Origin of the sequence: Edaphobacter aggregans DSM 19364, from assembly GCF_000745965.1 — a bacterium.
In the GTDB taxonomy this organism is placed as follows: Bacteria; Acidobacteriota; Terriglobia; order Terriglobales; family Acidobacteriaceae; genus Edaphobacter; species Edaphobacter aggregans.
In genome coordinates this window covers 31,234-49,607 of record NZ_JQKI01000002.1, presented here as the reverse complement: position 1 = coordinate 49,607, position 18,374 = coordinate 31,234, and the positions used below count along the sequence as shown (strand labels likewise).

Annotated in this window: 22 protein-coding genes and 1 other RNA gene; 12 read left to right on the top strand and 11 right to left on the bottom strand. The window is 61.1% G+C overall.

Annotated elements, in window-relative coordinates:
* Positions 1-147: 147 nt before the first annotated feature.
* Entirely contained in the window at positions 148-357 is a 210-nt protein-coding gene (locus Q363_RS03000) for a DUF3565 domain-containing protein (RefSeq protein WP_035347841.1), read from the bottom strand.
* A 37-nt stretch (positions 358-394) separates the two neighbouring features.
* Here Q363_RS03000 and Q363_RS02995 point away from each other — a divergent pair, with 37 nt between their 5' ends.
* Positions 395-1,258, top strand: a complete 864-nt coding sequence (locus Q363_RS02995) for a menaquinone biosynthetic enzyme MqnA/MqnD family protein (protein WP_035347840.1) — start codon at positions 395-397, stop codon at positions 1,256-1,258.
* A 62-nt stretch (positions 1,259-1,320) separates the two neighbouring features.
* The gene (locus Q363_RS02990; protein ID WP_051978288.1) at positions 1,321-2,034 is read left to right on the top strand and encodes a YqaA family protein; all 714 of its coding nucleotides are present in this window, start codon (positions 1,321-1,323) and stop codon (positions 2,032-2,034) included.
* An 81-nt stretch (positions 2,035-2,115) separates the two neighbouring features.
* On the opposite strand, the gene Q363_RS02985 is transcribed toward Q363_RS02990, so the two are convergent.
* Entirely contained in the window at positions 2,116-3,132 is a 1,017-nt protein-coding gene (locus Q363_RS02985; protein WP_035347839.1) for a beta-ketoacyl-ACP synthase III, read from the bottom strand.
* A gap of 238 nt (positions 3,133-3,370) precedes the next feature.
* An RNA gene (ffs, locus tag Q363_RS37395) (signal recognition particle sRNA small type) lies at positions 3,371-3,468 on the bottom strand.
* An 83-nt stretch (positions 3,469-3,551) separates the two neighbouring features.
* Between ffs and Q363_RS02980 the strand changes: the two genes are divergently transcribed.
* From Q363_RS02980 to Q363_RS02970, 3 genes are all read left to right on the top strand, one after another.
* A complete protein-coding gene (locus Q363_RS02980) occupies positions 3,552-4,187 on the top strand; it encodes a hypothetical protein (protein ID WP_035347838.1) in 636 nt (211 codons plus the stop codon).
* A gap of 146 nt (positions 4,188-4,333) precedes the next feature.
* Complete coding sequence (locus Q363_RS02975) at positions 4,334-5,398, top strand: pectinesterase family protein (protein WP_035347837.1); 1,065 nt, start codon at positions 4,334-4,336, stop codon at positions 5,396-5,398.
* A gap of 95 nt (positions 5,399-5,493) precedes the next feature.
* Complete coding sequence (locus tag Q363_RS02970; RefSeq protein ID WP_035347836.1) at positions 5,494-6,963, top strand: GH1 family beta-glucosidase; 1,470 nt, start codon at positions 5,494-5,496, stop codon at positions 6,961-6,963.
* A gap of 194 nt (positions 6,964-7,157) precedes the next feature.
* Here Q363_RS02970 and Q363_RS02965 read toward each other — a convergent pair whose 3' ends face one another.
* The 3 genes from Q363_RS02965 to argG all read right to left on the bottom strand — a co-directional run bounded on the left by Q363_RS02965 (position 7,158) and on the right by argG (position 9,256).
* Positions 7,158-7,559, bottom strand: a complete 402-nt coding sequence (locus Q363_RS02965) for a type II toxin-antitoxin system VapC family toxin (protein WP_035347995.1) — start codon at positions 7,557-7,559, stop codon at positions 7,158-7,160.
* Positions 7,556-7,807, bottom strand: coding sequence for an AbrB/MazE/SpoVT family DNA-binding domain-containing protein (locus tag Q363_RS02960; RefSeq protein ID WP_035347994.1), 252 nt, complete (start codon positions 7,805-7,807; stop codon positions 7,556-7,558). The genes Q363_RS02965 and Q363_RS02960 overlap by 4 nt, the downstream gene beginning before the upstream one ends.
* Before the next feature lie 111 nt (positions 7,808-7,918).
* Positions 7,919-9,256 (bottom strand): argininosuccinate synthase, encoded by a 1,338-nt coding sequence (argG, locus tag Q363_RS02955; protein ID WP_035347835.1) that lies wholly within the window; start codon positions 9,254-9,256, stop codon positions 7,919-7,921.
* Positions 9,257-9,405: 149 nt separating this feature from the next.
* On the opposite strand from argG, the gene Q363_RS02950 reads away from it, so the two are divergent.
* The gene (locus Q363_RS02950; protein WP_035347834.1) at positions 9,406-9,636 is read left to right on the top strand and encodes a hypothetical protein; all 231 of its coding nucleotides are present in this window, start codon (positions 9,406-9,408) and stop codon (positions 9,634-9,636) included.
* Between the two features lie 71 nt (positions 9,637-9,707).
* On the opposite strand, the gene Q363_RS02945 is transcribed toward Q363_RS02950, so the two are convergent.
* On the bottom strand, positions 9,708-10,334 hold the full coding sequence (locus Q363_RS02945) for a hypothetical protein (RefSeq protein WP_157466497.1): 627 nt from the start codon (positions 10,332-10,334) through the stop codon (positions 9,708-9,710).
* A 715-nt stretch (positions 10,335-11,049) separates the two neighbouring features.
* Positions 11,050-11,196 (bottom strand): hypothetical protein, encoded by a 147-nt coding sequence (locus tag Q363_RS40035; protein WP_157466496.1) that lies wholly within the window; start codon positions 11,194-11,196, stop codon positions 11,050-11,052.
* A gap of 149 nt (positions 11,197-11,345) precedes the next feature.
* Between Q363_RS40035 and Q363_RS02940 the strand changes: the two genes are divergently transcribed.
* The gene (locus Q363_RS02940) at positions 11,346-11,906 is read left to right on the top strand and encodes a DUF4136 domain-containing protein (RefSeq protein ID WP_035347832.1); all 561 of its coding nucleotides are present in this window, start codon (positions 11,346-11,348) and stop codon (positions 11,904-11,906) included.
* 110 nt (positions 11,907-12,016) lie between these two features.
* On the opposite strand, the gene Q363_RS40030 is transcribed toward Q363_RS02940, so the two are convergent.
* Positions 12,017-12,184, bottom strand: a complete 168-nt coding sequence (locus tag Q363_RS40030) for a hypothetical protein (protein WP_157466495.1) — start codon at positions 12,182-12,184, stop codon at positions 12,017-12,019.
* A 157-nt stretch (positions 12,185-12,341) separates the two neighbouring features.
* Here Q363_RS40030 and rimO point away from each other — a divergent pair, with 157 nt between their 5' ends.
* Positions 12,342-13,946 carry a 30S ribosomal protein S12 methylthiotransferase RimO gene (rimO, locus tag Q363_RS02935; protein WP_245632007.1) on the top strand — a complete coding sequence of 535 codons (1,605 nt, stop codon included), beginning with the start codon at positions 12,342-12,344 and terminating at the stop codon, positions 13,944-13,946.
* Between the two features lie 12 nt (positions 13,947-13,958).
* Complete coding sequence (locus Q363_RS02930; RefSeq protein WP_035347831.1) at positions 13,959-14,258, top strand: hypothetical protein; 300 nt, start codon at positions 13,959-13,961, stop codon at positions 14,256-14,258.
* Between the two features lie 63 nt (positions 14,259-14,321).
* Here the strand turns inward: Q363_RS02930 and Q363_RS02925 are convergent, their stop codons facing one another.
* Together Q363_RS02925 and Q363_RS02920 are read right to left on the bottom strand one after the other, a co-directional pair.
* On the bottom strand, positions 14,322-15,257 hold the full coding sequence (locus Q363_RS02925; protein ID WP_035347830.1) for a glycosyltransferase family 2 protein: 936 nt from the start codon (positions 15,255-15,257) through the stop codon (positions 14,322-14,324).
* 237 nt (positions 15,258-15,494) lie between these two features.
* Positions 15,495-16,241, bottom strand: a complete 747-nt coding sequence (locus Q363_RS02920; RefSeq protein WP_157466494.1) for a hypothetical protein — start codon at positions 16,239-16,241, stop codon at positions 15,495-15,497.
* A gap of 132 nt (positions 16,242-16,373) precedes the next feature.
* On the opposite strand from Q363_RS02920, the gene Q363_RS02915 reads away from it, so the two are divergent.
* The 3 genes from Q363_RS02915 to Q363_RS02905 all read left to right on the top strand — a co-directional run bounded on the left by Q363_RS02915 (position 16,374) and on the right by Q363_RS02905 (position 18,230).
* The gene (locus tag Q363_RS02915; RefSeq protein WP_035347828.1) at positions 16,374-16,607 is read left to right on the top strand and encodes a DNA gyrase inhibitor YacG; all 234 of its coding nucleotides are present in this window, start codon (positions 16,374-16,376) and stop codon (positions 16,605-16,607) included.
* 8 nt (positions 16,608-16,615) lie between these two features.
* Positions 16,616-17,125, top strand: a complete 510-nt coding sequence (locus tag Q363_RS02910; protein WP_035347827.1) for a phosphatidylglycerophosphatase A family protein — start codon at positions 16,616-16,618, stop codon at positions 17,123-17,125.
* A gap of 64 nt (positions 17,126-17,189) precedes the next feature.
* A complete protein-coding gene (locus Q363_RS02905; RefSeq protein WP_035347826.1) occupies positions 17,190-18,230 on the top strand; it encodes an NHL repeat-containing protein in 1,041 nt (346 codons plus the stop codon).
* Positions 18,231-18,374 lie beyond the last annotated feature (144 nt).

Sequence of the window (18,374 nt, the reverse complement as noted above, 5' to 3'; positions counted from 1 at the left end):
TCCACAACACTCAAGCCTGCGCGACGACAAACTCTCACGCCTGCGACGACAAACCCCTTAAGCCCGCGCGCCGCAGCGTCCGAGCCAAAGAGAAATCGCCTGCGATCCATAACCCTCCACTATCACGCATCGCAGCCAAAATATCCATCACCCATCCGTCTGCGAACCAGTCTCCTCATCACACCGCTTGCACTCCAGTTCCACACCAAGCCGCGAAGCCCGGCCCTCCTCCGTCGTCACCCACTCGCGCACCGTCCACGGAGGATCGTGCCGCACATGCTGCCCATGCCCGCACTCCAGCCGCGCCACCCAATGATCGTGTTCATCCTTCTCAAACCCGATAATCGCCCTCCGCATCCCTGACCTCCCGCTCCGCATCTCTTACACTAGATCTTTGCGCACCTCCTCCCATCCCGTTCGCGTAGCCGCCATCAGCTTCCTCAACCCCGCTCCCCTCATGTGGGACTTCGAGCACCCGCCTCATAACGCCATACTCGCCCACCGCTACCAGCTCCACTACACCCTCCCCGCACTCTGCGCCGACGAACTCCTCGCCGGCCGCGCCGACCTCGGCCTCATCCCCGTCGCATCCCTCACACCGGAGCTGGCCGTCGTCCCCGGATGCACGATCGCCTCGCTCCATCGTGTCCGCTCCATCCAGCTCATCGTCAAACAGCCCCACACCCTCGAGTCCCTCCGCATCATCGCCGCAGACACCGCCTCCCGCAGCTCCCGCGCCTACGCTGAAGTCCTCTTCCGCACATTCCTACAAACCGACCCCGCCTTCCTCCCCTCACCCGCCGATCCCATCGCCATGCTCCGCCAGGCCGACGCCGCCCTCCTCATCGGCGATCCCGCCCTCCTCGCCCTCGAACACCGCAAGCAGATCGAACACGCCGTCGGCCCCTGCCAATGGTTCGACCTCGCCCACGAGTGGCACACCCGCACTGGCCTTCCCTGGGTCGCCGCCGTCTGGGCTGTCCGTCCCGAATCTCTCCGCACACATCGCATCACCGCAACCCAGCTCATCGAAGACCTCACCGCCTCCCGCGACAACGGCCTCGCCCACGTCGAAGACCTCGTCCGCGACTGGACCCCGCGCCTTCCCCTCGCCCCAGAGACCATCCGCGAATACCTCACCCACAACATCCACTACACCCTTACCCCCGACTGCATTCGCGCCATCGAGCTCTTCCGCCGCCACGCCGTCGCCTCACACATTCTCCCGCCCCTGCCCTCGCTGAACTTCCTCAGCTAACCTCGAATCAATCTTTCTCGCCTTCACCGCGACTTAGTTCGCTCCCAAAGCGTCATAACACCATGACCTCAACTGCCACAACCAAACTTGTGGTCAGCTCCGTCGCCCAACGGGCCCTTGCGCTTCTTGATCCGCGACCCCGTCACTCCGCGCTGCTCCACCTCGTCTTCAGCTTCGGACTCTTCGGCCTCTTCTTCGTCTCCATCGTCGACTCGTCCTTCGTTCCGCTCCCCATCCCCGGCATCACCGACATCATGCTCGTCCTCATGGCCGCGCATCACAACATCAACTGGCTTTTGCTCATCCTCGTCTCTTCCATCGGCTCTGCCATCGGCGGCTACCTCAGCTATCACATCGGTCAACGCGGAGGCATGGCCTTCCTCGAAAAGCGCGTCCCCCCGCGCATCTTCCATCTCGTCCACGACTGGATGGAGCGCCACACCATTCTCTCCGTCGCGCTCCCGGCCCTTCTCCCGCCGCCCATGCCGCTTGCTCCCTTCATCCTCGCAGCCGGCGCCTTGAAGATGTCGAAGCGAACATTCATGACCACCTTCACGCTGAGCCGCGCTGCGCGCCATGCTATCGCCGTCGGCCTCGGCCTCTACTACGGCCGGCCCATCCTCCGGTTCTGGGACCGCATCTTCGCCGAGTACGGCACAGCCGCCATGATCCTCATCTGGACCGCCATCCTCGCCGGCTGCGCCTTCGCTTTGTGGAACATCTACAAGACCTCGCGAAGCTTTGCTGCTCCATCCAAAAGCGAGACCCACGCCTAGCCGGGCCTGTAAAACCATCCCCAAAAAAGAGAGGGGGCGAACCAAAGGTTAGCCCGCCCAACTACTCCCTACTCCCTGCCTTCAAAACTCCCACCGCAGCAGAGTGGCCCCCACCGTAAATCCCGCGCCCACGCTCGCCAGCAGCACCAGGTCGCCCTTCTGCAGCCGGCCCTCCTCGAGCGCCGTATGCATCGCCAGCGGAATCGTCGCCGCCGTCGTGTTCCCATAGCGATCGATGTTGATGATCACGCTCTCCGGAGGCATCCCCAGCCGGTGCGCCGTCGACTCGATGATCCGCTTATTCGCCTGGTGCGGTATAAAGCATCCCAGGTCCTTGCCCTCCAGGCCATTGCGCTCCAGAACCTTCTCCGTCGCCTCGGCCATCTTGCGGACCGCAAACTTGTACACCGCCTGCCCGTCCTGGTGCACATAGTGCATCTTCTTCGCCACCGTCTCCGCCGTCGACGGATTCAAACTCCCGCCTCCCGGCATATTCAGCGCCACCGCCCCGGCCCCGTCGATCTCATGCCAGTAGTCGATCAGGCCCACCTCGCCCTCCGCGCACGGCTCCAGCAGCACCGCTCCCGCACCATCGCCGAAGATCACGCACGTCGTCCGGTCCGTGTAGTCGATGATCGAGCTCATCACATCCGCCCCGATCACCAGAACCTTCCTGTGCATTCCGCTCTCGACCAGCTTCGCTCCCACCTGCAGCGCATACGGAAACCCCGAGCACGCCGCCGACAGATCGAACCCCCACGCCTCCGGAACCCCCAGCTTGTTCTGCACCAGGCACGCCGTCGCCGGAAACAGCATGTCCGGAGTCACCGTCGCCACGATGATCACCTCGACCTCGCTCGCCTCGATGCCCCGGATCTTCAGGCAGCACCTCGCCGCCTCCACCGCCAGGTCGCTCGTCGCCACGCCCTTGTCGACCAGATGCCGCTCGCGGATTCCCGTCCGTTCCACAATCCACTGGTCGTTCGTCTCGACCATCTTCTCCAGATCCGCATTCGTCAGCACCCGAGGAGGAACATACGTCCCAACCGAAGAGATCTTGGCCCGCACCGGTACACGCGGCTTCAACGTAAGACTCAAACTCTCACCTCAACTGTTTTCGCAAAAATGAATTACCATTCAACACCGCCAACCATTCTCTATGAGAACACCCGACGTGTCACTCCAATACGCACACCTCGACTCACGGCACTGAAAGACTTCTCCCGTACCAGTGCAACTTCGATTGTCGAGGGAAAAGGAGTGAAGTGCAAACCATGTACCGGGCGACCCACTGCGCCATAGCGCAACAGCCACACCCGGCCGTGTGGGACAAAAAATGTACCGGGCGACCCACTGCGCCCGTAATGACCCGTTACCGTTGCTTCCTTCCGGACCTGGCGGGGTTGGCGGGATTACGTCGCGTAGGACCCGGCACACGGACTAGTCTAACACTCTGAATTCCACACACAAAATGCCCCGGTGTACCATCATCCCCAGCATCAGGGGAGGCCTTTCTTATGCGTCAACGAATCGCTCTCGCACTACTCGCAACCCTCACCCTTTCAGGCTTCGCATCGGCAAAAGAGAAGCAGAAGAAGAGTCCCCTTCCCCTCACCGTTCTCAACGCGAAAACGATCTCCATCATCATTGACCCTCAAGCCGGCCGCTCTCTCGAAAATCCCCTCGCAAACCAAACCGCTCAGAAGGATGTCGAAGCCGCCATCCTTAAGTGGGGACGCTTCCAGCCCATGCTCTCCACTCTGAACGCCGACCTCATCATCGTCCTTCGCAAAGGAAGCGGTCGTATCGCCGACGCCACCATGCCCGATTCCCGAAGCAACGGCCGCTTCGGCTCAATCACTCCGTCCGATGATGGCATCTCTGCTGGCGCCCAGCGCGGAAACCAGCCCGGCCTCTCCAACCGCCCACCACAGATGCAGCCCCAGGACACATCCGGCCCCCAAGCCGAGATCTCTAATCCAGAAGACTCCTTCCTCGTCTACGACGGCCGGACTAATACTCCACTCGATTCGCCGGCCATCTGGCGCTACATCGCCCAGGACGGCCTCCGGCCACACTCCGTCCCCGCCGTCGATGCCTTCCGCAAAGCAGTCGCCGAAACCGAAAAGATCGCTGCCTCCAAAAACCCCTGATCTCTGTTCGGTATGATTCCGGGCGAAGCCCCAAAGGGGCGCAATCGAGGAGTCCCCGCATCTTGCAGCTGCGTCCTTACCTCAATAGGCTGCGTCCTTACCTCAATTCGCATCCACTTCCTTGAGCCCGTGCTAACCTTCCCCCCATGCGATCGGCTCTGCCTGTCCTCCTCTTCATCTCCACCTTCACTACCGCCGCCCAGGAGATCCACGTCCGCGTCGATCCCTCTGCTCCGCACGCCGACCCCGGCAACGAAGACCGCACCGTCTTCCCCACCATCCAGAACGCAATCGACCACCACCCCTGGCCCGCTCCCAACTCCCTCGGCAAAGACGGCAAACCCGCCCGCGTCTATCTAGAGGTCGCCCCCGGCACCTATCACGAGCGCGTCATCATCACCCAGAACCACCCCAACCTAACCCTCATCGGCACCGGCCGTCGCCCCGAAGACACCGTCATCACCAACTCCCTCGACGCCAAGCAAGCAGGCGGAACCTTCTTCACCGAGACCGTCCAGGTCAACGGCGCCGCCTTCCAGGCCGACAACCTCACCTTCGAGAACACCGCCGGCAACACCGGCCAGGCCGTCGCCATCGCCGTTCGCTCCGACCGCGCCATCTTCAAGCACTGCCGCTTCCTCGGCCACCAGGACACCCTCTTCGCCGACTACGGCCGCCAGTACTACCTCGACTCCTACATCGAAGGCGGCGTCGACTTCATCTTTGGCAACGCCGCCGCCGTCTTCGAGCGTTCTGAGATCCACGCCAACGGCCCCGGTTTCCTCACCGCGCAGTCACGCACTTCTCCCGACCAGCCCACCGGCTACGTCATCCTCTCCAGCAAAGTCAGCAGCGGCCTCGAACCAAATCCCCCCAACTCAATCAACATGGGCGAAGGCTCCCCTGCCCCGATCCGCACCATCTTCCTCGGGCGCCCCTGGCGCCCCTACTCCCGCGTCGTCTACATCCACACCGAGCTCCCCGCCGACATTAACCCAGCAGGCTGGAACAACTGGAACAATCCCGCCAACGAGAAGACCGCCTTCTACGGCGAGTTCGGCAACACAGGCCCCGGAGCGAACTTCCTCTCCCGCGTCCCTTGGTCCCACCGACGGCTCACCTCCGAGCAGGCCAACCAGTTCCTCCCGCAAACCTTCCTCCGCGGCACCGACAACTGGAACCCCATCGACGAAGCTGCCCGCCTCCCCTGACCTAAGAACACGACCCCCGAACCTGAAAAGCCGCTTGGCACCCGAAGCCCCAACGGCTACACTTCCGTGACACTATCCATGCAGAGGATCTCTCAGTGCTAAATCGTTTTTCCAGACGTACATTTGCTCGCCTCTTTGGCTCCGCCGCCCTTGCCCCCACCGTCCTCCCCGCCCTCTCCGCCGAAGCCGCAACCACCCCCTCCACCACCGGCACAGCCCCTATCGCCCACGCCTTCCCCAAGGGCTTCCTCTGGGGCTCCGCCACCGCCTCCTATCAGGTCGAAGGCGCCGTCAACGTCGACGGCCGCGGCCCCTCCATCTGGGACACCTTCTCTCACCTCCCCGGCAAGACCAACAACGGCGACACCGGCGACGTCGCCAACGATCACTACCACCTCTACAAGCAGGACATCGCTCTCATGAAGTCCCTCGGCCTCCAGACCTACCGCTTCTCCGTCGCCTGGCCGCGCATCTTCCCCACTGGCACCGGCACTCCCAACCCCAAGGGCATCGACTTCTACAGTCGCCTCGTCGACGAGCTCCTCGCCGCCAACATCCAGCCCTACTGCACCCTCTTCCACTGGGACCTCCCCCAGGCCCTCGAAGACAAAGGCGGCTGGCAGTCCCGCGAAACCTCCGAGGCCTTCGCAAACTACGCCGGCTACATCTCGCAGCATCTCTCCGATCGCGTCAAGCACTTCATGACGCTCAACGAGATGAAGTCCTTCGTCGACATCGGCTACCGCGACGGCCGTCACGCCCCCGGCCTCAAGCTCTCGCCCGACAAGGTCAACCAGGTCCGCCACCACGCCGTCCTCGCCCACGGCCTCGGAGTCCAGGCCATCCGCGCCCACGCCAAAGGCAACGTAAAAGTCGGCCTCGCCGAAAACGCCGAAGCCTGCGCCCCCGTCATTGAAACCTCTGAGCACATCGCCGCCGCCCGCACCGCCATGCGCGAAGAGAACGCCGGCTACCTCACCCCCATCATGGAGGGCAAGTACACCGAACACTACCTTGCCCACCACGGCCCCAACGCCCCCAAGTTCACCGACGCCGACATGAAGGCCATCGGCTCACCCATCGACTTCGTCGGCCTCAACAACTACACCACCACCTGGGTCCGCGCCGACTCAGGGCCCCGCGGCTACGCCGTCGTCCCCGCGCCCTCGTCCTACCCCCACATGATGAGCCCCTGGCTTCGCGTCGGCCCGCAGGGCCTCTACTGGGGCCCCAAGCTCATCGCCGAAACCTGGGGCGTAAAAGAGATCTACATCACCGAAAACGGAGCTTCCTCCACCGACACCCTCACCCCCGACGGCCACGTCTACGACTCCGACCGCGTCATGTACCTCCGCAACTACCTCACCCAGCTCCACCGCGGAGTCTCCGAGGGCGTCCCCGTCAAGGGCTACTTCTGCTGGTCCTTCATGGACAACTACGAGTGGGCCGACGGCTACGCCTACCGCTTCGGCCTCCACTACGTAGACTTCCAAACCCAGAAGCGAACCCCCAAACTAAGCGCCCACTTCTACAAAGAAGTCATATCCCGCAACGGCCTCGCGTAGCCTTCAACTGAACCGCAATCAAATTGTCATTCCGACCGAAGTTGCCGCCGCAAGGCGGCAACGCAGCGGAGGAATCCGCTTCTCTACCACAGTCGAACGCGCCATCTGGAGGCGTCATTCCGAGCGAAGCGGCGCAGCCGCGCAGTCGAGGAACCCCCGCATTTTGCGCGAAGCGGCACGAACCGCAGCGAGCCTCAGGAAGTCAACAGCCTCGCATCCTGCCCCCGCTTCACCAACAGAGAAACCGCTTTTCGGTCGAACGAAACAAAAGTCTCCCCACCCAACCAACTCCCCTCATAAGCAATCAGGCCATCAGCAAAGTCCCCACCCGCATAGAAGACCTCCAACCCGGCCTCGACTGCCGGACGATTCACAACCACATTCCCCGCATCCACCAACGCCTCAAGCGCCTCCCCAATCTCCTGCCGCGCGAAGTCGTAAACCCGCTGAAGCACCCAAACGAACTCGCACAGACACGGCAACGTCACCGCGATCAGCTCTGCTTCCTTCAGAATCCTGCTGGCCGCCCGCGCCTGCTTCACATCATCACGCACCACCGCACGCACCAGTACATTCGTATCGGCGATGATCTTCATCTCTTCCCAGCCCAACCCGCCGCTGCAGCCTCATCGATCTCCTTCAAACTCGCAACCTTCTTCCTCTTCCCCGCAAGCAGACCAAGAAAGTTGTCTATTTTCCCCGCAGGCCGAGCCGCCCTCAGCGTCACGCGCCCATCCGGCAGCTTATCCAAAGCAATCTTCTCCCCCGGACGAATCCCCAGATGCTGCAGTACATCCTTCCGGAAAGTAACCTGCCCTCTCTCAGTAACCGTCAGCGTCGTCATAACGAAACCCTCACCACCACCACCATGATAATGCAAAATTGCATTATTCGTTTCAGCCAAACAAAAGGGCCGCCCAAAAGGGACGGCCCTTTCCTACGAACTCAGCCTGGGCTACTTCTCCCCACCATCCTTCAACTTCGGCATCTCCGCCCCGCTGCTCAGCGTCATCAACCCCGCCTTCGCATACGTCAGCAGCTTCTCCCGAGTATCCGTAATATCCAGATTCCTCATAGTAAGCTGCCCAATCCGATCCCGCGGCGAGAACGTCGACTCGCCCTTCTCCATCGTCAACCGCTCCGGCTTGAACGTCAGGTTCGGCGACTCCGTATTCAAAATCGAATAATCATTCCCGCGCCGCAGCTCCAGCGTCACCTCACCCGTCACCGCCTTCGCAACCCAGCGCTGCGCGCTCTCCCGCAGCATAATCGCCTGCGGATCGAACCACCGCCCCTGATACAGCAGCCGCCCCAGCTTCCTTCCGTTCTCGCGATACTGCTCGATCGTGTCCTCGTTATGGATCCCCGTAATCAGCCGCTCGTAGGCCGCAAACAGCAGCGCCAGCCCCGGCGACTCATAAATGCCCCGACTCTTCGCCTCGATGATGCGATTCTCAATCTGGTCGCTCATCCCCAGCCCATGCCGACCACCGATACGGTTCGCCTCGTACATCATCTCGACGTGGTCCGGATACTCAACCCCATTCAAAGCAACCGGCCAGCCCTCCACAAACCGGACCGTAACCTCCTCGCGCTTCACATCCACATCATCGCGCCAGAACGCCGTCCCCATAATCGGAGCGACAATCTTCACACTCGAATTCAAAAACTCCAGGTCCTTCGCCTCATGCGTTGCGCCCAGCAGGTTCGAGTCCGTCGAGTAAGCCTTCTCAGTCGACATCTTGTACTCGAACCCCGACCGCTGCATGAACTCCGACATCTCCTTGCGCCCACCCAGCTCGTCGATGAACGCATCATCCAGCCAGGGCTTATAAATCTTCAAGTCAGGATTCACCAGCAACCCATACCGATAGAACCGCTCAATATCGTTGCCCTTGTACGTACTCCCATCGCCCCATATGCCGACGCCGTCCTCCTTCATCGCCGACACCAGCATCGTCCCCGTCACCGCGCGCCCAATCGGAGTCGTGTTGAAGTACGTCACCCCCGCTGTCGTAATGTGGAACGCCCCACTCTGCAGCGCCGCCAAACCCTCGGCCACCAGCTGCGCCCGGCAGTCGATCAGCCGCGCCTTCTCTGCGCCATACTCCAGCGCCTTCTTCGGAATCGCGTCATAGTCCGTCTCATCCGGCTGCCCCAGGTTCGCCGTATACGCATACGGAACCGCGCCCTTCAGCTTCATCCAGTGAAGCGCCGCACTCGTATCCAGACCACCCGAGAACGCAATCCCAACCTTCTGCCCGGTCGGAAGACTCTGCAAAATATTCGACATGTTTGGCCTTGCAAAACAGAGATTTCGGTGAAATACCCGAATTTCAGTATCCTTGCCCGTCGTTCACCGAGTCAAACCGCCGCACCACAACAAAACCACCAGCCGCGTGTTCCACCGGCCAACATCATCCCGGCGTTCTCCGAGGTCCCATGCGCTACCTTCCGCAGTCCCTCGCCGTCGCCTCAGTCCTCGCCGTCACCGCCACCCTTAACACGCAGCAGATGCCCCGCCCCTACCCCGGCGTCCAGACCCGCATCCCCGGCATCTTCGTCACGCCTGTCCCCAACGCGCCCTTCACCGCCAGGGTCAACATCATCTCCCACGAGATCCTCCCCGACGGCACTGCCAACATCCGCACCACCGTCGCCCACGTCGGGTAGTGGGCCAGTTTGAACTCCAGGGCATCCAAAGTTGCCGAAACCCATCACCCTGGAGAACTATTCCGTATACCCTATCGCTCGGTCTCCGCCTCAAAGCGAACCGAAACCGGTATTGCAACGCCACTCTGGATTCGGTAGCGGGCATGCACAGTGCCTAGACCTCCACAGGCGTGACACTTTGCGTCGAGACGCTGCACCCCGCTCTCCAAATAAGCTTCTGCCGGGTGCAGCGCACCGCAGCCGGACGTGTAAGTGCCCTGTTTAGGAATGGCTCGTCGGATCGCGTCTTCCAGCTTCGTAAAGTCCACGGGGTGCGCTCCTGCCTTATCAAACCACCAATAACCGTCACTGCAGCCACCACCATTCCCACCGTCTGGGTCGTCCGTTCCCAGGATTGAGTCGGGACCTGAGCCGTAAATTCCTGCCGAACCAACCTTATAGAGGCCCCAATTACTTTGCAGTGTGTAAATCTCCACATACCGATTTGCGCCCACCCCAACTAGGAGGCTCTTCCACTGTGCGGGAGGGCAATCGACGGCAGGGCCACCGAATGTGGCCACACGAGGCCCGGCATGAATTGTCGTGAGCACCTGAACAATACGGTGATCTGCGATCGTGCCGAGAGTGGTTACCTTCTGTTGGACCTGATAGTCCCGCGCCGTAAGGGTATGTCCGCCATCTGCTTTCGGGCCGATCAATAGGTCTCCGCTCTCGTCAAGCTCCAATGGATCGTGTGTCCACCAAGCTAGAGCATGTGGCACAGGTACATCGTGGGTTACTTGTCCATCGCCCGCAACGAGTGTTCGCTGCCATGACCGCCAGAGCTTATGGCGGATCCCAGGAGGAGGGTGGAGGCTAGAACGTACGAAAAGGGACGTTTCGGAATCAAATTGTTCGCCTCCGGTACTCCTCGAATGACTACCTAGGACAATGGTTCTTCGCAAAGCGAACAGGATTTCGACTGCCTGGTCAGGGAGAATTATGAGCTAGATGCCGGCGTTGCCGCGTAAATAAATTTAAGATAGGGGAGCGAACCGCTCGAAAAGTCAGCTTTTCGGAAACTTCACTCATTCACTCCAAACTGACCCACTACCCCACGTCGCCCGCTCCTCCTCCGGCCGCATCTACAACGAGCGAATCGTCGACGAAAACCCACCCGATAACGCCGGCACAAGCGCAACTCCCTCTTCCACTCGCTAAACCGTGCCCGCGAATGTTGCGGCAAGAATGTCATTCCACTGCTCTCACCTGGCATGCCATTCACAACAAATTTCGGGATTGTTAAGCGATTGTTAGCTCTTACACGGCCTGCGGAGTCTGGTGCGGCACGAACTACGTTCGGCTGAACTCTTCCTCGATTTCTGGCGCGGCGTTTACCGACAGCGGAGTGACCAGCGGCACAAGCTACATTTACTACGTGACCAGCGTTGACCAGAACGAGGCGGAGAGTAAGGCTTCAAACTCCGTGACGGTGACGATTCCGTAGGGGACAATCCGGGCTGGGGTGAGGGGCGGGTTGGCTTGACCTTCCCCTCTCCTCGTTTTGTGCAAAGTCTTCATTCGGCCATTTCCCATCGCGCCGCAATGCCCTTATTATTCATTCGAGTCATTGCGGAAGAGGTTCCGCGGCTCGATGCGAACCGTCGCATAGCGGCGGGAGCATCGCATAGCAGCAGCTCGACGAATGCGAAGGATATAGGAGGCTGAAAATGAAAAAGGTTTCTTTCCTTGGGGCGGTCCTGTTGCTCACAGTCGCGAGCACCGCTCTCTGCCAGGATGTCCGCTACAACTTCGACAAAAGCAAAGATTTTTCCAAGTTCCATACCTATAAATGGGTCGACATCAAGGACGCTCAAAAGCCGGACGAGATTACCGACAAACAAATCAAAGCGTCCATCGACTCTCAGCTCGCCACGAAGGGACTGTCCCTAGTCGATTCCGATAACGCCGACCTCTACATTGGCTATCAGGCGGCCATCGGAACCGAAAAGCAGTTGAACTCCTTCAGCACTGGCATGGGACCAGCCTGGGGCTATGGCGGCGGCTGGTATGGCGGAGCCGGAATGGGGACCACCACCACGACGACCTCAACCATCTACACAGGACAACTCGCCCTCGACATGTACGCCCCGGCATCGAAAGACCTCGTGTGGCGCGGAGTCGTCAGCAAAACACTTGACCCGAAGGCCAAGCCCGACAAGCGGCAGAAGAACCTGAATAAGGCCATGGCAAAGCTACTCAAGAACTACCCGCCGCCTCCAGGAAAATAACCAGGGCGCCGACGTAATACTTCTAAGAGGCCGGACCCTCACAGGTTCGGCCTCATATCTTTGTCAACCCCTCGCACACCGGTTCTAACCCCAAATCGGACCCAAACCACTCAATCGACACCCTTTAGTTCGTCACCAAAAACTCGCCCCAAAGTGCCGATTAATTCCCCTCCACCCTCTACAATAGAGATAGATCGGAAAATACGAATCTGGACACCAAGTCCGGCCTTATCCATTTCAAAATGAATACCTTGCAACCAACAGTTCTTGATTTTCAAGACTTTACCCACACCTCAAACCCAAAGTACCAACCTAAGTCTAATTTTAAGAATACTTTGCACAACATGCAGGGGAGGGGAACCCGCCTGCAGAAACACCCGAAAACTGCTAAACTAGAAGACTGTGACTCCCCCCGCCCACACCGAAGCCACAAGTGTGCCTGAAACGCCTGCGACCGTAAAACCAACGCCCGCGGCGAATAAACCAGCGCCCGCGGCCGGAAAACCAAAGATCGGCTTCGTCTCCCTCGGCTGCCCGAAAAACCTCGTCGACTCCGAGGTCATGATGGGCCTGCTCCACTCCGCCGGCGGCGAGCTCACCACCCATGCCGAGGACGCCGAGATCCTCGTCGTCAACACCTGCAGCTTCATCGACTCCGCCAAGCAGGAGTCCGTCAACACCATCCTCGAGATGGTCCAGCACAAGCAGGCCAACGGAGGCCGCGCCCAAAAACTCATCGTCGCCGGCTGCCTCGTCGAGCGCTACCGCGACGAGATCCAGAAGAACATCCCCGAAGTCGACGCCGTAGTCGGCACCGGCGAGCTCGAACATATCCTCACCGCCGCCGGCCTGGCACCAAAACCCGCGGCCCCGCAGGACTCACCCTTCAACATCCTGCCGCAGGCGCTGGCCGCCCGCGCCCACAGCGCCGTCCAGCAACACTCACGGCCTGAGGAGAACACAACACAGGTCCGCATCGAGCACCACGAGATCGCCTCCCGCCCCGAAGGCGACCTCCGCGAGCAGCAGGGCCGCTTCTCCCGCGCATCCTGGGACGGAGCCACCGCCGCCCTCCCCGAGTACCTCTACTCCGACGAGACGCCGCGCATCCTCGCCACCCCGCGAGCGTCGGCCTACATCAAGATCGCCGAGGGCTGCGACCACCCCTGCAGCTTCTGCATCATCCCGCAGCTGCGCGGAAAGTTCCGCTCGCGCCGCATGTCGTCCATCGTCTCCGAGGCCGAAAAGCTCATCGCCCAGGGCGTCCGCGAGATCACCCTCATCGGCCAGGACACCACCTGCTACGGCGAAGACCTCGGCCTCACCGACGGCCTCGCCCAGCTCCTCGAAGCCCTCGCCGCCCTGCCCGGCCTCCGCTGGCTCCGCTTCCTCTACACCTACCCCAACAAGGTGACGACGCGGCTGCTCGAGACCATGGCGCGGCACGACAACATCGCCAAGTACCTCGACGTCCCACTCCAGCACGCCAGCGCCTCGGTGCTCAAGCGAATGAAGCGCGGCGGCAACGCCAAGATCTTCCTCGACCTCATCGAGAAGGCCCGCCGCATCGTCCCCGGCATCGTCATCCGCACCAGCTTCATCGTTGGCTTCCCCGGCGAGACCGAAGAGGACTACAAGGAGCTCGAAGCCTTCATCAAGGCCGCCCGCATCGACTGGCTCGGAGTCTTCACCTACTCCGACGAAGAGGGCGCCAAGGCCTTCGAGCTCGACGCCGCCCTCAAGGTCCCCGAGCGCACCATCCAGGCCCGCCGCCGCAAGCTGATGAAGCTCCAGCAGAAGATCAGCACGAAGGCAAAGGCCGAGTGGGTAGGCCGCGAGGTCGACCTGCTAGTCGAAGGCGAATCCGAAGAGACCGAACTCCTCTGGGAGGGCCGCACCATCCAGCACGCCCCCGAAATCGACGGCAAGGTCTTCATCAACGACTTCGGCCCGCACGAAGAACTCGTCCCCGGCACCTTCTACCGCGCCGAGATCACCGAGTCCCACGATTATGACGTAGTCGCCCGCATCATCGAATAACAACGAACGTTCGTGATCGAAATCTGGAACATTCTCGCAGCGATCATTGTCCAGCCAGAAGACTTTCCTTCTGGCGACACAAATGGCTTCATGAATATCGTTACATGGGCCGATTCCGCTGACGCTGCACAGAAAAAAATCGAGTCATACTTTCAGGGCTTCGACTGGCATGTAGTTGGAGTTGAAGAAGCAAAGATGTTGCCTCTGGATTTCGTCTCTGATGACGACGAATTTCAGGACATGTTCGAACGCGCTCGCAACAATCCTGATGCGATCATTTGCGGAACGTTCCATAGTTTCAAAACCAACTGACGCTTGTTAATCCGGATCAAATCCGGCACCTTCTTACCGCGCCAAGATCACCGAGTCCCACGACTACGACGTAGTCTGCGCGTCCTTAGGGTAGCCCCGTAACAACATATGAGCAGCGATCTTGTATCGCCGAGGCTCATGAAAGGGATGCCGCACAATGGATCGCAGCATCAGCGCGAGAGCCGCCGGAGAGCCGTTCTGGCGCAGCAGGATCGCAGCCTCTCCCTCCAACCGGCTGATGATGCAGCGCCCGCGAGTCGCCCGCTCAAACGCGGAGAGATGAGGCAGAACGTGCTCCTCCACCACCGCCACCGAATGCTTCAGGGTTTGCAGCGCCTTATGGGTACGGGAGGCCGGATGCACGCGGTACAGAAGCGTCGGCTCCGGGGTGTGGATGAACTTCGCCCCGCGAAAAAACAGCCTCAGCCATAGCTCCCAGTCCTGAAGATTCACATAGCGGCTATCGAAGCCTCCCGCCGCGAGTACAGCGGACCGGCGCACCGCGGTGGCGCTTGGAATGAAGGCGCACCGCTCCATCAGCATCCTGGGAAGCTCCGCCTCCGATGGGAAAGGCATGACCTCTCCAGGATGAAAGACTCCGGTGACGGGGTCCGGGATCAGCTCCCTTCCCCCGCTGTAGCAGACATCAGCTTCAGGGGTGCGTGCGATCGCGCGGGCGAGGTTCGCCAGATGCTCTTTCTCCCAAAGATCGTCATGATCCATCAGCGCCACCCAGTCTGTCGAGGCGGCCGAGATTCCAGCGTTCCGGCTGGCCGAGACACCCGCGTTCTCGCGATCGAGAACACGAATCCGATCGCCGAATTCATTCGCAACCAGCAGCGTCCGATCCGTTGAGCCATCGTTAACCAGGATGATCTCAACAGCGGGATAAGACTGTGCAAGCACGCTCTCCAGCGTCTCGCGGAGAAAGTTCTCTCCGTTGTAGACCGGAATCACAACGGTAAGAGCCGGCAGGTCTGTCTCCACTGGGTACGACATGCGAGTTCCCCCACGGAACCTTCATTGAGCCAGTCGATGCCCTCAGGCTACGTGATTACAACCGGATGCGCCAGCCTCAATACAGGACGGTAGCACCACACGCCGCCTGCACAGATTTACCATCGACACTGCAATGACGAAAGCGCTCCGCTGCCCGACCTGCCGCACTCTGGTCCTCGTGGCATGAGGACATCCCCTTCTGTTCAGACCGCTGTCGCACGTGAGAACGGCCACTAACTAACGAGAGGAAACAACTTCAAGCAGCAACTGATCATGGTTCCGGATCACAGCACGCTCCGTCGGATTCGTGATCGTGATACGTCCACCGGATGACTCCATCTGGGCTCCCATATCGTATCCATAGAGCCCCTTGGCGGTCGTAGAAAAGACGCCCATCGCGCGAGGCACCATCGCGCCCTCGATACTGACCGGCAAACTGTAGACACCGTGGTAATCGGCATAGCCGACCTTTTGCATCATATTGTTGCTCACATCTCCGACCCAGCCCGACCGGTTGACCTCCTGGCCACCAACCTGCCGGGTGTTCCAGTTTGCCTGGCTGGCGTTGCCGTTATCCCCACCGCCGCCCGTCGGGAGAAACGTGTCGCCGACGTGCATAAAGTGGGCCGCCGCAATCGCCCTTGTCTCTACCGGAACCGTTTTGCCCCGATAACTCAACTCCGTAAACCGGATGGTCAACACGGAAGGATGCGCTGCAGTCCCATCCCCTGCTTCGGACGTCACCACCTCACCCCGGACCTTCGCGCCGTGATTGAGGTAAGCACTCGCGGAGACCGGAACGCGTTGCGTCGTCGTAACAAAAAAGACGGTTCCCGCCTTTACCTTGCCCGCACTGAGCGTCCTGCGAATCTGCACCGGCAAAGTAATACCAGCCGCCAGCGGCTGCAACTCGGTTACTGCTGTGCTCTGCTGCGAAGCCCCTGATGTTTCCACCAAAGCAGAGAGCGACGCAAGCAACAACACAACACTGGCACACTTTCTATGAGCGGAAGCACGTATTCTACACATAAGGCACCTCGCACTGATTAGACGCACACGGTGCCACAGCATCTCACCCAGGGACGCCGGCCGCCAGGAAGGATTAAACTAGCAGTTATGCCAAAGGCGTCCACATCAAAGACCAAGGACCTGCGCTGCCCGACCTGCCGCACCCTGGTCCTCGTCGGCAGTGAAGACTTCCCCTTCTGCAGCGACCGCTGCCGTCTGATCGATCTCGGCAAGTGGGCCTCCGGCGACTACAAGGTTTCGACTCCCATCCAGGATCCCGACCTGCTCGAAGAGCTCTCCCGCTCCCAGCGCAACAAACCCAACGGCAGCGACGAGGACTAGGACGCCTGGTGCCGAACTCGACCGAACAACTCCATCCGCCAGCTGCGAAGAAGACCCCCTGGGCCTGGACCCTCGGAACCTTCTTCGGCGCCGGCCTGCTGAAGCCCGGCCCGGGAACCTACGGCTCGATCACCGCACTGCTGCTCTGGTACGGCGCCGCGCATCTCCTCCAGCCGAAGCCCCTCGTTCTCGCAATCGGCACCACAATCGCCGCAATCGCCGTCACTCTCATCGGCATCCCCGCCGCCACCATCGTCGCGCGCGAGTCCGGCCGCAAAGACCCCGGCCACGTCGTCATCGACGAAGCCGCCGGCCAGCTCATCGCGCTCATCGCAATCCCGGCCGACTGGCGTCACGCCGCACTCTCGCTCCTGCTCTTCCGCGCCTTCGACATCCTCAAGCCCCCGCCCGTCCGCCAGCTCGAACGCCTACCCCAAGGCACCGGCATCATGCTCGACGACGTCGCGGCGGGCGCACTGGCGCTCCTGTTCGCTCAGCTTCTACGTCTATTCTTCTAGCGGCGCATTCCGCCGGGCCGCGAAGCTTGTAATGCCCCGGCTGGCAGTCTACCCTTGAGTCCGGATGAGTCTCTTCAACTCCACCTCGGCCCACGCTCCTCGCATCAACGGTATCGCGCCACCCGCAGCCATGCCCGGCGGAGAGGTCGAGCTTATCGGCACTCATCTCGATCCTGGCAGCCATCGCATCCCCCACGCCAGCATCGGCGACGTCTTCGCCCCAGTCACGCTCAGCCGCCCAACCCGCGCCACCGTTCACATCCCCGAGGGAACCATCTCCGGCGACCTCATCCTGCATCGCAACGGCGCAAGCTCCAACTCGCTTCCCCTACGCGTCGCCGTCCCCATGGCCGAAAACCTTCACCCCGTTGCGAACCCCGCTGTCGACGCGAACGGCCAGGTCTTCACCACGTTGTCCGGCGCGCGTGGACAGGCCACACCGGTTTCGATCTTCCGCATCCAGCGCGACTTCCAGATGGTCCCCTTCGTCCGCGAGCTGATGAACCCCACAGGACTCGCCTTCGACCACGAGGGCTATCTCTACGCCAGCTCGCGCGCGGAGGGCACCGTCTACCGCATCTCTCCCGACGGCGCCATCTCCACCTACGCCGAGGGCATGGGAATCGCCACCGGAATCGCCTTCGACCGCGACGGCAACCTCTACGTCGGCGACCGCTCCGGCACAATCTTCAAGATCAACTCCAGCCGCGAGATCTTCGTCTTTGCCACGCTCGAGCCGTCGATCGCCGCCTACCACGTGGCCTTCAACGCCGCCGGAACCCTCTTCGTCACCGGCCCGACCACCTCCTCGAACCAGGCCGTTCACGCCATCGACCGCGACGGCAGCACCACCGTCTTCTACCAGGGACTCGGCCGCGCCCAGGGCCTGGCCTTCGATGTCCACGACAACCTGTACGTCGCTGCCAGTCTGCGCGGGCAGCGCGGCATCGTCCGGATCACACCGGCGCGCGAGGCCTCACTCGCGCTGTCGGGCAACAACCTCGTCGGCCTCGCCTTCCTCGAAGATGGCTGCGCCGCGCTGGCAACCCGCGATGCGCTCTATCACGTGGCCCTCGATATCGAAGGCCGCTCCCTGATCGACTGACGCTCACCCTGCGCGCGCCGCCGTCTTAACCTCCTTCATTTCCAGCAAAAGGCGCATCGGCCTCCGAATGCGTTCTTTTGCATTCTTCTCAAGCCTCTGGCCGACCCTTGACGAACTCGTGTACATTTATTTCGCACCGCAGCT

Coding starts and splice junctions, on each gene's coding strand:
- Q363_RS02980 (WP_035347838.1), top strand. CDS start 3,552: ATGCGTCAACGAATCGCTCTCGCACTACTCGCAACCCTCACCCTTTCA.
- Q363_RS02965 (WP_035347995.1), bottom strand. CDS start 7,559: ATGAAGATCATCGCCGATACGAATGTACTGGTGCGTGCGGTGGTGCGT.
- Q363_RS40035 (WP_157466496.1), bottom strand. CDS start 11,196: ATGAAGACTTTGCACAAAACGAGGAGAGGGGAAGGTCAAGCCAACCCG.
- Q363_RS02925 (WP_035347830.1), bottom strand. CDS start 15,257: ATGTCGTACCCAGTGGAGACAGACCTGCCGGCTCTTACCGTTGTGATT.
- Q363_RS02915 (WP_035347828.1), top strand. CDS start 16,374: ATGCCAAAGGCGTCCACATCAAAGACCAAGGACCTGCGCTGCCCGACC.
- Q363_RS02990 (WP_051978288.1), top strand. CDS start 1,321: ATGACCTCAACTGCCACAACCAAACTTGTGGTCAGCTCCGTCGCCCAA.
- Q363_RS02905 (WP_035347826.1), top strand. CDS start 17,190: ATGAGTCTCTTCAACTCCACCTCGGCCCACGCTCCTCGCATCAACGGT.
- Q363_RS03000 (WP_035347841.1), bottom strand. CDS start 357: ATGCGGAGGGCGATTATCGGGTTTGAGAAGGATGAACACGATCATTGG.
- Q363_RS02975 (WP_035347837.1), top strand. CDS start 4,334: ATGCGATCGGCTCTGCCTGTCCTCCTCTTCATCTCCACCTTCACTACC.
- Q363_RS02940 (WP_035347832.1), top strand. CDS start 11,346: ATGAAAAAGGTTTCTTTCCTTGGGGCGGTCCTGTTGCTCACAGTCGCG.
- Q363_RS02950 (WP_035347834.1), top strand. CDS start 9,406: ATGCGCTACCTTCCGCAGTCCCTCGCCGTCGCCTCAGTCCTCGCCGTC.
- Q363_RS02960 (WP_035347994.1), bottom strand. CDS start 7,807: ATGACGACGCTGACGGTTACTGAGAGAGGGCAGGTTACTTTCCGGAAG.
- argG (WP_035347835.1), bottom strand. CDS start 9,256: ATGTCGAATATTTTGCAGAGTCTTCCGACCGGGCAGAAGGTTGGGATT.